Source organism: Sphingobium sp. AP50, from assembly GCF_900109095.1.
GTDB lineage: Bacteria > Pseudomonadota > Alphaproteobacteria > Sphingomonadales > Sphingomonadaceae > Sphingobium.
In genome coordinates, this window is record NZ_FNYZ01000014.1 from 29,807 (window position 1) to 45,200 (window position 15,394).

Annotated in this window: 15 protein-coding genes; 5 read left to right on the plus strand and 10 right to left on the minus strand. The window is 62.7% G+C overall.

The window, feature by feature from the left end; translation table 11 throughout:
- Nucleotides 1-51: 51 nt before the first annotated feature.
- A complete protein-coding gene (locus BMY84_RS19595) occupies nt 52-954 on the minus strand; it encodes a hypothetical protein (RefSeq protein ID WP_143075099.1) in 903 nt (300 codons plus the stop codon).
- A 91-nt stretch (nt 955-1,045) separates the two neighbouring features.
- Nucleotides 1,046-1,207: a hypothetical protein gene (locus tag BMY84_RS29850; protein ID WP_218146990.1), complete on the minus strand. Its 162-nt coding sequence runs from the start codon at nt 1,205-1,207 to the stop codon at nt 1,046-1,048.
- A 348-nt stretch (nt 1,208-1,555) separates the two neighbouring features.
- Here BMY84_RS29850 and BMY84_RS19605 point away from each other — a divergent pair, with 348 nt between their 5' ends.
- Complete coding sequence (locus tag BMY84_RS19605) at nt 1,556-1,960, plus strand: single-stranded DNA-binding protein (protein WP_093085906.1); 405 nt, start codon at nt 1,556-1,558, stop codon at nt 1,958-1,960.
- 142 nt (nt 1,961-2,102) lie between these two features.
- On the opposite strand, the gene BMY84_RS19610 is transcribed toward BMY84_RS19605, so the two are convergent.
- The 4 genes from BMY84_RS19610 to BMY84_RS19625 all read right to left on the minus strand — a co-directional run bounded on the left by BMY84_RS19610 (nt 2,103) and on the right by BMY84_RS19625 (nt 9,163).
- On the minus strand, nt 2,103-3,530 hold the full coding sequence (locus BMY84_RS19610; protein ID WP_093085907.1) for a Shedu immune nuclease family protein: 1,428 nt from the start codon (nt 3,528-3,530) through the stop codon (nt 2,103-2,105).
- Nucleotides 3,531-3,611: 81 nt separating this feature from the next.
- Nucleotides 3,612-6,938, minus strand: coding sequence for an error-prone DNA polymerase (locus BMY84_RS19615; RefSeq protein WP_093085909.1), 3,327 nt, complete (start codon nt 6,936-6,938; stop codon nt 3,612-3,614).
- A gap of 31 nt (nt 6,939-6,969) precedes the next feature.
- Nucleotides 6,970-8,511 (minus strand): DUF6504 family protein, encoded by a 1,542-nt coding sequence (locus BMY84_RS19620; protein ID WP_093085910.1) that lies wholly within the window; start codon nt 8,509-8,511, stop codon nt 6,970-6,972.
- Complete coding sequence (locus tag BMY84_RS19625; RefSeq protein WP_093085911.1) at nt 8,435-9,163, minus strand: ImuA family protein; 729 nt, start codon at nt 9,161-9,163, stop codon at nt 8,435-8,437. Before BMY84_RS19625 ends, BMY84_RS19620 begins: the two co-directional genes overlap by 77 nt.
- 255 nt (nt 9,164-9,418) lie before the next feature.
- Between BMY84_RS19625 and BMY84_RS19630 the strand changes: the two genes are divergently transcribed.
- Nucleotides 9,419-10,843: an alginate export family protein gene (locus BMY84_RS19630; protein WP_093085913.1), complete on the plus strand. Its 1,425-nt coding sequence runs from the start codon at nt 9,419-9,421 to the stop codon at nt 10,841-10,843.
- 125 nt (nt 10,844-10,968) lie between these two features.
- On the opposite strand, the gene BMY84_RS29360 is transcribed toward BMY84_RS19630, so the two are convergent.
- A complete protein-coding gene (locus tag BMY84_RS29360; RefSeq protein ID WP_177204088.1) occupies nt 10,969-11,382 on the minus strand; it encodes a DUF3085 domain-containing protein in 414 nt (137 codons plus the stop codon).
- A gap of 61 nt (nt 11,383-11,443) precedes the next feature.
- Here BMY84_RS29360 and BMY84_RS19640 point away from each other — a divergent pair, with 61 nt between their 5' ends.
- Nucleotides 11,444-12,463, plus strand: a complete 1,020-nt coding sequence (locus tag BMY84_RS19640; protein WP_093085916.1) for a hypothetical protein — start codon at nt 11,444-11,446, stop codon at nt 12,461-12,463.
- 13 nt (nt 12,464-12,476) lie between these two features.
- On the opposite strand, the gene BMY84_RS19645 is transcribed toward BMY84_RS19640, so the two are convergent.
- The 3 genes from BMY84_RS19645 to BMY84_RS19655 all read right to left on the minus strand — a co-directional run bounded on the left by BMY84_RS19645 (nt 12,477) and on the right by BMY84_RS19655 (nt 14,329).
- On the minus strand, nt 12,477-13,211 hold the full coding sequence (locus tag BMY84_RS19645) for a GIY-YIG nuclease family protein (protein ID WP_093085917.1): 735 nt from the start codon (nt 13,209-13,211) through the stop codon (nt 12,477-12,479).
- Between the two features lie 96 nt (nt 13,212-13,307).
- Nucleotides 13,308-13,688 (minus strand): thermonuclease family protein, encoded by a 381-nt coding sequence (locus BMY84_RS19650; protein WP_256215318.1) that lies wholly within the window; start codon nt 13,686-13,688, stop codon nt 13,308-13,310.
- A gap of 23 nt (nt 13,689-13,711) precedes the next feature.
- A complete protein-coding gene (locus tag BMY84_RS19655) occupies nt 13,712-14,329 on the minus strand; it encodes a DedA family protein (protein WP_093085920.1) in 618 nt (205 codons plus the stop codon).
- 261 nt (nt 14,330-14,590) lie between these two features.
- Between BMY84_RS19655 and BMY84_RS29855 the strand changes: the two genes are divergently transcribed.
- Both BMY84_RS29855 and BMY84_RS19660 read left to right on the plus strand, forming a co-directional pair.
- Nucleotides 14,591-14,755 (plus strand): hypothetical protein, encoded by a 165-nt coding sequence (locus BMY84_RS29855; protein WP_177204089.1) that lies wholly within the window; start codon nt 14,591-14,593, stop codon nt 14,753-14,755.
- A gap of 51 nt (nt 14,756-14,806) precedes the next feature.
- Entirely contained in the window at nt 14,807-15,364 is a 558-nt protein-coding gene (locus tag BMY84_RS19660; RefSeq protein ID WP_093085922.1) for a hypothetical protein, read from the plus strand.
- Nucleotides 15,365-15,394: the final 30 nt, after the last annotated feature.

Here is a 15,394-nt window from a genome sequence, read left to right on the forward strand (position 1 = left end):
GACCCGAGAATATTAGGTGCAAACGAAAGTATGATGAGGCCTGTCCCGCCATCATACCCACTGCGGATTTGTGTAAATGGCGTCGAACGACGCTGCGCGGACCGGCGTGATCCCGACGGCCTCGAGGAAGAAGAGTTTTCCGGCCTGCCGCTCGTCCTTGGGGTCATCGACATAGATGTACCAGGCATCCTGGCGTCGCTGTGGAAACTTGCGGAAATATTTGGCTCGCTCGATTAGCAACCATCGCAGGAAGACCTCATTTTCCTCGAGAGCGAGTCCGAAGATTAGCAGCGGGCGATTGAACGCGACGTGCATCCAGGTGCCGGCCCCGCGCCAGTCGCGTTTGTTCTTTGCCTTGAAAAGGTTCTCCTCGCCAGCGCGATGCATCCAGCCGCGCGCGCGCTGTACCGATCCCATATAATGGGTAAGGCCAAGGCGGATGCTGAGCTTGTACCGAGCCATGCCGTTGATGTGCCAGATGCCGAAGGCTTCGCAGGGATCGTCGATGAGATCTGGGGCGAAGTAGCATTCCCACGGATAGAAGCTTGTGAACTTCGGATTCTCGGGACGCTGGAACGAGGCGCTCGCTGCCTTGCTGAGGACCTCGTCGAAGTTGGTCGTGAGGACCGGACAATCATTTCTCCGCGCCCATCCCATGATCATGTCGTGATGGCGGTAAGGGCGCCATCCGCCCATTTCCTCGCAGAACTCTGCCTGGAGGTCGCCGATCTTCGCGCGCGACCGTAGTTCTAGCACATCGTAAAATTCGGTCAGCGTGGTGCCCGCTGGAACCCTGCTGATCTGGGGCGCGCAATGGCGCGCGATCTTCAAGAGAAGATGGTCCCAGGAGTTTGTGATCGAAGCATTGGCATAGCGATTCATGCCGTTTCCGACGACGAGTGCGAGGTCCCGGGCACGCTCCTCCAGGATCCGGTTCAAAGTGATGTCAGCCAACGTCGTCGTGTCTCCCCTGCGGCTGCGCGTTGGCACGCGCAAATCTGCTTTCCCGCCGGCAGCCTGAGCCTCTGAGCGGATGGTCGTCAGGTCATGATTGCAGGTGCGTAGCGATGGCGCGAGACTTTCCCTCCATCCTCTCGACGTTTGTTGACAGCTGGCCGATGCCATAGAAAGCGGAAGCCGTGCCAAGGGTCAGCGGCAGAGCGATCGTGGTCCAGAACGACGCTTTGCTTTGGCCGATGACGCGCACGGCAGGTCTTTTGCTGGTCGGGATGATCTTCGCCGCCCTGCCCAACGGTGATTGTCCGGGGAGCCGACGCCACCAGCAGGCGATTGTTCTCTCACAGGTTTCCTCGCTGTCTGCCGGACGGGAGGGATAATCCCTTCTTCTTCACCTAACCCCTTGGTCGACCGTCCGCCGCTTCCAACCCGCGAGCCTTCGGGCCGAGTTGCCGTGTGCCACGGCTGCCCGCACCACCCCTCGTCTCGGGGTTCCCCTGTGCGCCATGGCGCTGCGGTGGAAGCGTCGTCCTGGCCGCCCTCTTCGGGGATCAGTCGAAGGGATCATCCCTCGACCGGCAAAAAAGGAAACCTCGACATGCAGAACCTCGTCATCCTTGCTGGTAACGTCGGCGCCACTCCCGAAGTCCGCACGACGCAGGGCGGCACCAAGATCACCCACTTCAGCCTCGCGACCTCGCGTCCGAAGCGCGACAGCGACGGCAAGGTCCTCAAGGACCGGGACGGCTACCGCGTCGAAGAGACCGAATGGCACCGCATCACCTGCTTCAACGGCATCGGCAAGACCGTCGAAGAATATGTCGAAAAGGGCATGAAGGTGATGGTCCGCGGCCGGATCCACTACACCAGCTGGACCGACCAAGACGATATCAAGCGCTACGGCACCGAGATCATCGCCGACGAGGTCACCTTCCTCACGCGGGCCAAGCCGGCGGATCGTTCGGGCAACGACACGACGGAAGACGAAGACATCCCCTTCTGATCCGGATCCGGCCCGGTGGCATCTGCCACCGGGCCCTTTCGGCTGTCAGACGCTGAGGTCGGCGATTGATGACCAAGAGCAAACATGCCAATGACTTCTCGCACTTTCGAGCTCGTTATCCGACCGCTTTCCCACCGCGGTTTCACGATTTGGCGGGCTTTTCCTGCGCGGTTGAGAACTGAAGGAAATCATGGAGATTTTCTAGTTTCTCGAGAAGCTCGTCGTACGTCAGCACTACCACCGACTTGAGATCATGCCGGAACAGTTCAAGCGACTTTTGTCGATCGCGATCTGCCGGAGTGCGACCGATCACCAGGATACCTTCCACCGCATAGACCTCGACATCGTATATACCGGACTCCTGCTTTTTGACCGCCAGATTCATCTGGAGCTTGTGACGCTGGTCGAGCAATTGGTTCACCCCGCCGGCAAGTTCGCGATCCGGTGCATAGACCCCGCCACGGTAGGGTTCCTTGCCGAACAGAGGCTCGTCGGGACCTTTGATTTCGACTAGGGCGAGGTTCCCTGTCGCTGCAGCCTTCATCACGAAATCGGGGATCTTTTCGCCCTTACCGTCGAACCGGGTCCCACCAACTGAAATCTGGTCACCCATCTTCATAACCGGATAGCCGAAAGCAAGACGTAGGATGAAGGGGTTCTGCTCGAAGAAGCGTTGCCATGGCCGCTCGGTCTTGTCGCGCTCTAGCCGCTTCTTCATTTCCTCGATCAGGCGTTCAAGGGTTATCACTTCGATGTCGCGGCTGAGTTGAAGCATCGCTTCTGGCTTGCGCGTCGTTAGCGGGCGAACCGCGGCATGCGCCGCAGACACGATCGCTGTTTGATCTTGCGATGACAGCTGATCCGCCGATCTTGTCCCGATCATTGCGACGACACCGTCCTTGCGATAGATCGGCGGTTGTTCTGGAAATGCCGACGCATCGGCACTGCTCAACAGGTGGTTGAACGCGATGCGGTCTTTTTCCTCGCCCGCTATGTCGAGGGATTTCGCATGGACGCGCCGGATCGCACGACGAACTTCGTCGAACTGTACCTTTGCAATTACGAGATTCCGCTTCTCGTCGATAAAAGGGAGGCCGTCACGCCTCCCGGATCGCACGACCAGCATGTCGATATCATGGTCGTCAAGCATGTCGATGATCGCGCGCAACTCATAGTCCAAGCCAAGACCGGCATGAGGCGAGCGGACAAAACCGGGTGGCAGTTTGTTCAGGACTTCGAGGGCCTCATAAACCGAGCTGGCCCCTAGGCCGCTCATTCCTTCTATGCGGATAAGGCGCGGCCTTCGATATTTCGGCCTAAAGGGATAATCGCCCAGACGCGTGGTGTTCAGCGGCCAAATGTTGAGCCAGCCGTCGTTCGCGTCCGCCTCCGCCAGCACGATCCCACCTTCGCGCGGTTGGTAGTCGGGCTCTTCCTCCTGAACGCGTGCGACCAGTTCCTTTTTCGGGATGAAGGTCAAAGACCACTGCTTTTTGTTCTGCGAAAAACGCAGCCGCCCATTTTCTGGTATGGTTGTCGGTCGGCCGACACGAAAATTGTTCAACGCCATCGGACGTGTCTATCTCGCGAGTCGCCGATCCGACAACAACTCTGCGCATCGATCCATGATCTATCGGCGCCGCCGACGGTCCTACCGAAAGTCCCTCGGCTTGATCTTGATGCCCTCCGTCGGCTGGCCGGGAATGATACCTGACCCGAGCCGCAGGTCGGGAATGTAGATGTCCCGGATAGCGCGGCCAAGCGGCCGTTCTCCCGGATCGCGGGGGTCCGGCCCCATTGGGCTACGTACCACATCGGCACGGGCTACCTGATAAATGCTGGCGACATCGTCGCGTTTGCCGACGGTTGCCAGCAGAGCTGACAGATCATCGAGCCGCTGCGCGACGACGTGGATCACCTCGCCCTCGCGTTGAACCTGGCCCCGCACACCCATCATCGAGGCGCCAAGCACGACCCGGCGATGCTTCTCGAACAGATTGGGCCAAACGACGAGGTTGGCGACATCGGTCTCGTCCTCGAGCGTGATGAACATCGTCCCCTTTGCGGAGCCCGGCTTCTGACGCAGCAGCACCAGTCCCGCCAGATTGATCCAGCGTCCGTCCTTCATGTCGCGCAAGGAAGCGCAGGTGATCATCTTTCGCGCGGACAGCTCATCGCGTAGGAAGGCCAGCGGGTGCGCTCGCAGCGACAGCCCGACCGTGCGATAATCCTCGACCACCTCCTCGCCCTCGGTCATCGCGGCAAGCGCGACTTCGGGTTCGGCCGCTTCGGGTCGCAGCTTGCCAGCGCGCTCATCGGCCGCCGCGAAGAGCGGCAGTGCCGCCTCGCCAAGCCCTTTGACATCCCAAAGACCTGTCCGGCGTGAAGGTGCAATCGTACCGAATCCATCGGCCTGGCCGACCTTGTCGAGCGCTCGGCCGCTGACGCCGGCACGCCGCTGGATCTCTTCGACCGTCGAATATGGCTCGTTGCCGCGCGCGAGCACGATTGCGGCCGCATCCTGATTTCGCAGGTCGCGCACATAGCGCAGGCCGAGGCGCACGGCGCGATACCGTCCCTGGGTTTCCTCGAGGGTGCAGTCCCAGCGGCTATGATTGACGTCGATCGGACGCACATCGACACCATGCTTGCGCGCGTCGCCGACGATCTGCGCAATAGCGTAAAACCCCATCGGCTGCGCGTTGAGCAATGCCGCGCAGAAGGCGTCGGGATGATGGCACTTCATCCATGAGCTCGCATAGGCGATCAGCGCGAAAGATGCGGCATGGCTTTCCGGGAAACCGTAGCTTCCGAAGCCTTCGATCTGGGTGAAGGTCCTCTCGGCGAACTCGTGATCATACCCGCGTGCGGTCATCCCATCGATCAGCTTGTCTCGAAAATGACTGACCCCTCCGGTCAGCTTGAAGGTCGCCATGGCCCGGCGCAGCAAATCGGCTTCAGATGCCGTAAACCCGGCGCATTCGATCGCGACACGCATTGCTTGCTCTTGAAAAAGCGGCACGCCCAGCGTCTTCTCGAGCACGCGGCGCAGCTCTTCGGTCGGATAAGAGATCGTCTCCTTGCCTTCGCGGCGGCGTAGATAGGGGTGCACCATGTCGCCCTGGATCGGGCCGGGACGCACGATGGCGACCTGCACGACCAGATCGTAGAATTTCGTCGGCTTGATCCGCGGCAGCATCGCCATCTGCGCGCGGCTCTCGATCTGAAAGACCCCCAAAGTGTCGGCCTTGCGGATCATCGCATAGGTCGCAGGATCCTCGTGGGGGATCGTCGCGAGATCCATCGCGATCCCCTTGTCGTCGGCCAGGAATGCAAATGCACGGCGCATGCACCCGAGCATTCCCAGGCCCAGCACATCAACTTTCATGAAGCCGAGCGCGTCGATATCATCCTTGTCCCATTCGATGATCTGGCGGTTCTCCATCGCCGCCGGCTCGATCGGAACCAGCTCGTCGAGCCGGCCGAGCGTCAGCACGAACCCGCCGGGATGCTGGGAGCTATGGCGCGGGGTGTTGATGAGGATGCGTGCAAGCTCGATCGTCAGCACCAGTCGCCGATCGGCCATGTCGAGATTGAGTTCCTGCGCGTGGCGCTCCTCGACGCCCTCGCGGCTCCACCCCCACACTTGGCTGGCGAGCCCCGCGACAACATCCTCGGTCAAGCCCAGCGCCTTGCCGACCTCGCGCACCGCGCCCCGAGCGCGAAAACGCGTGATGACTGCCGTCAGCGCCGAGCGCTCGCGGCCATAGGTCTCATAGATCCACTGGATCACCTCCTCGCGCCGTTCATGCTCGAAATCGACGTCGATGTCAGGCGGCTCGCGCCGCTCGGCCGAGACGAACCTCTCAAACAGCAGTTCGGATTTCACCGGGTCGATCGAGGTGATACCGAGCACGAAGCAGACTGCCGAGTTCGCGGCTGAGCCGCGCCCTTGGCACAGGATGCCCTTCGAGCGCGCAAAGGCGACAATCGAATGGACGGTCAGGAAATAGGGGGCATAGGAAAGCTGGGCAATCAACCGGAGCTCATGGTCAAGCTGGGCGCGGACTTTGTCGGGCGTTCCTCCTGGATATCGCTCCGGAGTCTTGCCCCAAGTCAGCCGCTCCAGTTCCTGTTGTGGCGTGAGGCCGCTCGCGCCGATCTCGTCCGGATAGGTGTAGGTGAGCTCACTCAAATCAAACCTGCAGGCCCGCGCAATTTCGACGCTGCGCGCCAGCGGGGTGATGTCGCCGAGGTAGCGGCGGAAGAGCCGTTCCATCTCCTGCGTGCCGCGCAGATGGCGATCGGCGAACCGCTCGCGCCTGCGGCCGAGCGTGTCGATCGTGCATTTCTCGCGAATGCAGCTCACCACGTCCTGGAGCAACCGACGATCGGGCGAATGATAGAGAACGTCGCCGGTCGCAACGGTTGCGACGCCCGCGTCTGCTGCCAGCCGTGCGAGATCGCGCAGGCGGATCGCATCCTTGGGGCGCCGCCGGATCGCCAATGAGAGATAGGCGCGCTCGCCGAAGACTTTGCCCAGCCGCGCGAGCGCCTGGGCGGTCTCGGCATCGGCGCGATCAGGGACGAGGATACCGATCATGCCGTCGGCCCAGTCGGCAACGTCGGACCAATGGAGATGGCAGGCCCCCTTGCCTGCCCGTCCCTTGCCAAGGCTGAGCAGCCGGCAGAGACGGGCATAAGCGATCTTGTCTGTGGGGAAGACGAGGAGCGACGTGCCGCATACCAGATCGAGCCGACACCCGACGATCGAGCGGACGCCCGTCATCTTCTGGCCGTCCCAGGCACGCACCACCCCGCCCAGTGTGTTGCGATCGACGATGCCGATCGCAGGGAGTCCAAGCACGGCGGCGGCGGCAAACAATTCCTCGGGACTGGATGCGCCGCGCAGGAAGCTGAAATGGGTCGTGACCTGCAGCTCGACATATCCGGCGCCATCGAGTGGATCGTCGCTCATCTGCCGAAGCTCGCAACCTTGCGCGGCTGGCTCATGCAAAGGCTCCGTGAAGGAACCACTTCATCGGCCCCGTCGCCGGATCCTCGCCGTCGCCGAGACGGAAGATCCAGTAACGTCCACCCGTCATGGTCTCGACCTGGAAATAATCGCGGACTGCATAAGGCGTGTCGGCCTCATGGCCCGCTTCGCGCCACCATTCGCCGTGCAGGCGTTCAGGTCCGTCGGCCTGGGCGATGCGATGCCGCTTGCCCCGCCAGACGAACATCGCCGGCGGGTGATCGGGCAAAGCCGCGATCACTTCCACGGCCTCGGGTGGGCTTAGCATCCGGGCAGGCCGCGGCAGATCATCGTCCCAGCTGGCAACTGTCGGTGCTGCCATCGGCGCAACAAGTCCGACCTCGCGCTCGGGCATCGTGCCGGGATTGGTGGCTGCGCGGTACAGGCGCCGTTGCCCGAAGCGATTGACCAACGCATCGACCAGCGCCGTCAGGTTCGGCCCACGCAGGCCGTTACCGGCGAGCCCCTCGCTCTGGCTCGGGCCCAGCGGCTCGACCAGCAGGGCCACGAGCGTCATCGTCTCGACGCCCAGGCCGGGATCGACCGTGTCGATCCGCTGACAGAGCAGCTTGGTCAGATGTCTGGGATCGCGCGACGGCGCTGCCGTCCCGATCCGGATCGACTGGAAATGCCCATCGACGCGCTCGAAGAGACAATCGAGCTTGCGCGCGCCGACGCCGGCTTTCACCAGCATCGTGACAAGATCGTCGACGAGATCGCTGATGACCTGCGCAAACGCCTCGGCGGTCCCGATCGGTTCCAGCAATCCGCGGCGTACTCTGGGAATGCGGGCCGGCAGGATCGGCTCGATCGGTTCCGGGACCTGTCCCAGCGCCTGATCGAGGCGCTTATAGAGGCCCTTTCCGAACCGCTTGGCAAGTGGCGCGCGCGGCGCGGCGATCAGCTGTTCGATCCGCTCGAACCCCATGCGTCTGAGTTCAGCGGCAACGCCCGGCTCGATGCGTAGCGCCGAGACCGGCAGGATCGCCAGCGCCATCCGGGATTTGCCGGGATCGATGATCGTTGGTCGTCCCGAGGGTACATGGCGGGCAACCGCATGCGCGCAGCCCGCAGTATCGGCGACCGCCACCTGACAGCTGGTGCCCGAAGCGGAGATCCGCCGCAGGATATCCTTGAGCAGCGGCGCCTCGCCTTCGAAGCGGTGGGCGCAGCCGGTGATATCGATCCACAGGCCATCAGGCGGATCGGGCGCAACGATCGGCGAATAGCGTCGGCCGGCCCAGAGCGCCAAGCGCTTCAGCCCGGCGAGGTCATCCTCCGGATCGGCTTCGATCACCACGAGCTCGGGGCTTAGCGCGCGGGCGCGCGTGATCGTGATACCGGGATGAATACCCAGCCGGCGTGCACCGGCATCGGCCGCTGCAACGATGCGGCGACCACGATCCGGCAAGGCTGTGACAAGGGGCGGCGCCTGGTTGTCAGGCGGCCCGCCGGTCTTCCGCCGAACGCGGTCGGTCGACCATGTCGGCAGGAAGACCGATACGACCCTGCGCATCGGTGCTCTCCACTATCCAGCTATGCGCGGCCCCGCCCCGCGCGCGTTCGAGATCCAACGCCCAACGCGGACGGCCAAGGCTCGGAATGCCGAGCGGCGCACTGGGCGCCGCGCGGACGCGCCAGCGCGTCATGGCCGCACTGCCCTCTCCCTTGGCGTCGATCGCGCAGGCGCGCCGCAGCACAAAGGCGGGCACGTTCGACTGTTCGGCCGCCAGCTGGAGGCGGCGCGAGGCCGTAAGACCAATCTTGCCTAGCTCGCCGACCACGCCGGCAAGACCGGCATGGCGCAGGCATTCTTCCATTGCGGTCAGCACGTGGGTGTCGCTGCCGGCTTCGACGAAGATCACCCTGTCGGGATGGAGCCCTGCGAGATGGAGTGCGGGCGCAAAGAGATCCCGCCAGCGCAGGCTCCAGACCACCATGCCTTCGAGCCTTCCCAGGATTCCTGCAATAAAGACGGTCGCAGCCGCGTCATCGGCCAGCTCGGGGCTACCCGCTACTTCATGGAGAGCGCCCGAGGCCAGTCCGCCGCCCGGCAAGACTTGGTCGATTGCATCGACCCCAAAGGGTAGCACATCGCGGGGCGTGGCGACGCCTTCGATCTGCGCGATCTGCGCGCGTAGGTTTTCGATAGCCGCAGACTGCCGCATAACATCAAACAGAGACTCGGGAATGGGTGAATCGTTCCCTCTTTGTTCTTGCTTGTGCGGAAAAGAGTCAAGCTGGTTGTGCTCGGCCAAGAAGCGCCGGACCCATACGCAGGGATGATCCAGCGAAACCCAGGTTCAAGCGACCCGCGCGCTTCTGCGGTTTATTTCGGGGTCGAGCCTGCTTCCTAAAGTTGGGGAAAAAATGTCGCGCACTGCGGCCCAGCATCAATCTCGCCCGGGCGACGTGGCGCAGGCATGACACGCAGGCTCGCGTTCTGTCTGGCCGCCGTCCTCCCCGGCATCGCACACGCGCAATCGACGCTAACGGATCATCCGAGCCCGACCCGCGACGTTTCCCAGCCGCCGACGCTGACCATCGATCGCTATCGCGAGGATTGGTCCGTGTTGGCAGACCCGGAGAAGCGGACGGGCCGCTGGACGGAGCCATTCAAATATATTCCACTCGACGCCAACGGTTCGGTCTATCTCACGACCGGCCTCGAGGTGCGCGTACGCAATGAAAATTACGACAATCTCCAATGGGGATCTCACCCGGCGCCCGACCAGGGATATCTGTGGACGCGCCTGCTGCCCTATGCCGATCTTCATGTCGGCCAGGCCCGCGCCTTCGTGCAGCCGATCATCGCTTATGCCAGCGGCGTGAAGCCCAGGGCCGGACCAACCGACGAGACGGGCGTCGACATGCTGCAGGCCTTCGTCAACTACGACTTCGACCTAGGTGGCGGCAAAGTGCTGCGCTTCGCCGCCGGTCGCCAGATGCTAAGCCTTGGCAGCGAGCGCCTCATAGGCACCCGCTACGGTGTTAACATTCCGCTCGCTTATGACGGCGGCCGGGTGATCTTGCTGACGCCGCGTTTCGGCATGACGAGTTTCTATCTGAAGCCTGTTGAAGCCGGGCCGCGCAGTTTCGACGATCGCAGCTCGCACAACCGCGCGGTCTGGGGCGCCTATGCGACGCGCTGGCTCGATCCCGCCCACAAGACGGGTTTCGACCTATACTACCTTGGCTTTCGCAACGCCCAGGCGCGGTACGATCAGGGCTCGGGCCGCGAGGTCCGCCACACACTTGGCGTGCGGAGCTTCGGGGTTCACGACCAATGGCGGTGGAATGTCGAGGGCATGTATCAGTTCGGCCAGTTTGCTGGTGCGCCGATCCGGGCGTGGTCCTTTTCGACGGCGCTCGGTTACCGGTTCGACGGCGTTCCGCTCACTCCCGATCTCTCGACCAGTTTCGGCGTCGTCTCGGGCGATCGCGATCGCAACCGGCCAGGCCTTCAGCGCTTCAATGCCCTGTTCCCCAAGGGCAAGTATTTCGGCGAACTCTCGCCGATCGGGCCTGCGAACATCATCGGCGTCCATCCCCAGATCGGTATCCATCCCATGCAGAAGGTGACCTTCAGCGTCGCTGGCATGGCCTATTGGCGGCAGAGCCTGGGCGATGGTGTCTATGATGTGCCGGGCAATCTCCTACGCAGCGGAGCGGGCTCGCGGGCACGCTTCATCGGCAAGCAGGCCGAGGCGGTAGTGGGCTGGCAGGCGACCCCGGAGCTCAACCTCTCCGCGTCAGCCAGCCTGTTCAAGGCAGGTCGGTTCATCGCCGAAACCGGCCCTGCCCGCACCATTCATATGCTCGGGCTCGAGGCCAATTTCCGGTATTGAGGACCTATCGTGCGTCTTGCCGACGTGCCCGCGGCCGAAAGCGAGGGCTGATTAGTGGAGGGCGAAGCCTCGCTCACCCCAATCAACATCGCTGTAAATTTCAGTACCGCTCGGGGAGGCTAGTATCACGATAAACCTCTGTGCCTGGTCGAGTGCGGAGAGGATGAAATCGACTGGAAGCGTTCGAGAGAAATCATCGCCTCCCTCATTGCCGTGCGCACTGGCCACCACTCATCGACTTCGTTCAGAGGGCCGCAGCCCTCTGCGAATGCGCAAAGACGTCTTGTTGAAACGGCTTCCTCAACACTCACGATTTTGCCGTCTTGAAGCAGGGGCGGCTTCCCATTGCTCATCAGGTAGAGGTCGGCGTCGCCAACGAGCCACAACGCAGCGGCCGGACCATCGTCGTCGTCCATGACGAACTGTGCTCGGGCGCATTCCTGGCGTGCTCCACCAAGCGCCACTATCGATTTTCGATGACCTTTTTGAACGCCAGAATAAATCAGTTGTGCCTCTGAGGCTTTTTCACTGCGGATCATAAGCGATGATGCTCGCGCCCCAAAAGATGCTATGGGGATGATATCGGCTCGGGGGGGCACTATGCGACAACTGATTTCATCGGCGTTGCTGTTTTCATTTACATTATCGGCGTGCACCGCGCCCCGCTTTGCGGGCGAGCAGCGCATTGCACCGCGCAATAGCCTGCCGCCGCGTAAGGCGGGCGCCCCGCTTCCCACCGCCGAACCCAACAGCATTCCAACCGCCGCCGATGTTGTGCTGCACGTGCAGTGCGAGCTTCAGGAAATCCTGAAGGACGATCGCTTCCCGACCTTCCGGTCACAAAAGTTCATTGTGTTTGCGACACTGACGCTGGAAGTGACCAACGCCGGCGGCGCGAACCCGGCGCTCAGCTTTATCGACCCGCTGAAAACGATCGGGGGTGCGGCACGCAAGCGCTCGCTCGGACTCGCGGGTAAATATGTGCAGACGGCCCACCGCACTTACAGCCAGACGTTCGTGCTCGACCTATCAAGTCCTGTGCTCGGTGAGGACAGCCTGCCAATCGTCGATAAGCGTTGTACCGACGCTGCTGACGGCCCCAAGCATCCGGGAATTCGGGGTGGTCTGGCTATTGCCGAAACGGTCGCGGAGGGCATGACCAACAGTCGCTTTCTCTTCAAGGCGCCGTCCGCCTCCTTGGCCGGGTTGCCACAGGCCACCATTCCGACATTCGGCGCGACGATCGACTTCACGCTTCTATGGAATGGCGGCTTCAATCCTGGCTGGAGCCTTATCCATTTCAGTGGCCCGTCGGGAAGCGGCGGCAACCTGCTCGACTTTTCCCGCACCACTAAAGATACGCTGACCTTGTCCTTCGCATCGGCGGGGCCGCGGTTGAGCGAAGCAGCGGTTGCTGCGAAAGTCAGGGACCGTCTAAATTTCCTCGCTTTACCGGCCAATTCCGCACTTCCGCGCCAAACCGAGGCGCAAATCCGTGCTCAGGTCGAGAGCGAAGACGAGCAGGCATCCGCCCAATCCAAAGCCGCCGCCGCCGCCGCAGCTCAGGACAGTGTGACGCGTCTTTTGCTGCAGCGGATCGTCCCGATCCCCAATCCTTGACGCGGCTTCTCTGTCAGGGCGCCACCGGAAGCGCTTCCAGGCGGTCAAGCGTGCGCAGCTCCAGTCCAAGCTGCGCGAGCGTGTCGTCGATGATGATCGCCGCATCCCCGAAGGGTGCACGGAAGAACTCGCGATCGGCGCGGATCCGATGATCCGCGAGCGCCCAATGGATTTCGCGCTCGGCGCTTGCGGGATCGCGCGCCCTCCAGCAACGCCTGACCCCAAACGGAAAGGGGACTCCGGTCGCGCCGTTAATCTCGCGAACCCGTTCCTCAACCGTTCGCGTCGTCATCCCGATCTTGAGCAGATCCGGCATCTCGCGGGTCGACAGCAGATAGATCCAGCCGGCACCTTCTTCTTCCGCGATCCGCGCGTGACCGATCAGGACGCGCAGGCATGCGCGACATGGTAGCCGGCGCAGCAACGACCATTGGCTGCGCAGAAGTGCCTGATCGTCGGCAATGAGCGTACGTCGTGCTTGGCCCAGCGTATCGGCGATCAGCAACGTTAGGCGAGCAGACGGATAGCCGAGGGATCGACTGGTAGAGAACCAATCCCACTGGTCCTGCTTCCCCACTCTTGAGAACAGTCCCTTGATCTCGCTCAGCGCATCATGCAGCGCTTCGTTGCGATCGTCGTGATCGAGGAAAGCCAGCACCTGTTCGGCGGCAGCGATCCGTCGAGCTTGGGCCGGTGGCTTGGGAGGCGCCATTCCGAAGCCCCACTTTTGATGAATTTCCTGGCTCATGTCATTTGGGTCAGTCCGTTAGCTCGGCACCGACGTCGATGGTCATCACGATCGCTTTCGCGATCGGAATGCCTTCAAGCGTCTTCGTCCAGTCGGTCACGAGCACCAGTCCGGTTTGGGATGGCGGCGCAACCAGGCTCGGGCGGCGCCCATGGCGACCAGTGTATCGCCAACATCTCGCCCTTCAAGACTGACCCGCGCAACGACGCGATTATAGCTGCGCCCGACAGGCTGGAACCGGACGCGCCGGCCATCGAGCAACGCGCGGGCTTTGGCGGTCGCCGCCCTCCCCTTCTCGATCTCGCGCGCGCATTTCGCCTGCCTCACGTGCGTTTCGGGTGCGTCGATGTCGGCGATGCGGATACGCTCGCCACTGGTCAGCCGGAAGGTGTCCCCGTCGGTGACATAGCGCACCGTGCCGCTTGTCCATGGATTGGCCGGCCTGGCGCTCGCCGCGCCGGCGATGAGCACCAGCATCAGAAACCCCATTCTCCTCCGCGTCATTGGCTTGCAGCCGCCGCGTGAGGCTTGGTCGTGGCCGTGATCGACGGCGCGGTGCGCCTATGATGATGGTGGCAGACGAGGCGGACGAGGAGAAGCCCGATCCCGACCACCAGTACGCCAACGCCGATCTGGGCGAGGCTCGGACGGAAGCGGTCGAGCAGTTCGGCGAGGCTCTCGCCCACGGCATAACCAAGCCCGGTGAACAGAAGGGCCCAGAAGGTCGCGGCGATGGCATTGAGCGTCAGGAACTTGCGCCGAGCGATGCCGCTCGCACCGACCACCAGCGGGCTGATCGTGCGCAGACCATAGAGGAAGCGGATACTGAGGATGAAACGATCGGGATGCCGCTCGAGCGTGGCGATCGCCTTGCGCGCCGTAGGCTTGCCAAGAATCTTCTGTGCCCAAGGCCGGTCGCGATAGTGGCGACCGACCGCGAAGATCGCCTGGTCGGCGAGGAAGGAGCCGAGCCCGGCGGCCACCGCCGCGCCCGGCAGCGAGACGATGCCCTGATGGGCAAGCACGCCGCCCGCCAGCACCACGGTTTCCCCTTCGAACCCTGCCCCGATCGCGATTGCGAGCAGGCCATAATCGGTAAGCAGTGACACAATCGACATGCCCGCCGTGGTGCCACGCCCGCCTTGCGATAGCCATCATACGCGAGGGGCATTCGTCAAAAAGCCGGCAGGCCCATCCCCGCTCTTTGAGGCGCAATCCTTGGTCGCTCCCGCGGCCTAATGCGATCAACCCGTAAAGGGTCCGCACGCTGCGCTACGGCCTTTTGCCGTGCCGCCAAAAGGTGATCGCGGCCACGAGACCGACACTTCGGGCGCCAGTCGAGCGGGGATGAACCCGCCGGCTTTCAAAGGAGCCTCGATATGTTCAGCGACATCGCAACCGCCCGCCGCAGTGCCCTCAGCCTCTCGAAGAGCCTCATGGTCGCCACGATGGTCATCGCCATCGGCACCCAATTCTCCGTCATCACAGCAGACGATTTCGACGGCGACGTCGCGGTGATCAACGAATATGATCCCTACGCTTGAGACCAACCGGCGGGGGCGTCGCCCCCGCCCCTCCCCCGTCGAGACCTGCCTTTGGATGACCTGACCGAACAAGCGAGCGCCCATTATCTCAACTCGACACTCCGGGAACGGATCGTCGAGCATGTCTTCGTGGGCGATGCGCTGCGGCGGCTGTGGCAACGGGGCGTGACCGACGTAGAGGTGCTGCGCTCCGAATTCGATGCGGGCGGCTATGATCTGGTAATGAGCTACAAGGCGATCACCCGCCATATCCAGTTCAAGACCAAGACGCTGGGAGGCCAAACCGACAAGGTGAAGATCAACCTCAAGCTTATGGACAAGCCGAGCGGCTGTGTCTTGTGGATCGTCGTCACTCCGGACCTGGAATTTGATCATTATCTCTGGTTCGGCGGCGCACCAGGCGAGCCGCTGCCCGATATCAGCGACAATGCGGTCGCCAGGCACAGCAAGGGCACGTCGCTGGGAGAAAAGAGGGCGCGGCCCAACCACAGGGTGCTGCGGATCTCACGGTTCGAGCCGCTGACCCATCTCGATCAGGTTCTGACCCGTTTGTTTGGGACCATTGAGGACGGGGCGGCTCCGACTGCGTCGGACCAGGCTCTAGGCTAAAGCCCCGAGCCCCGTGCCGGGTCTCGGCCC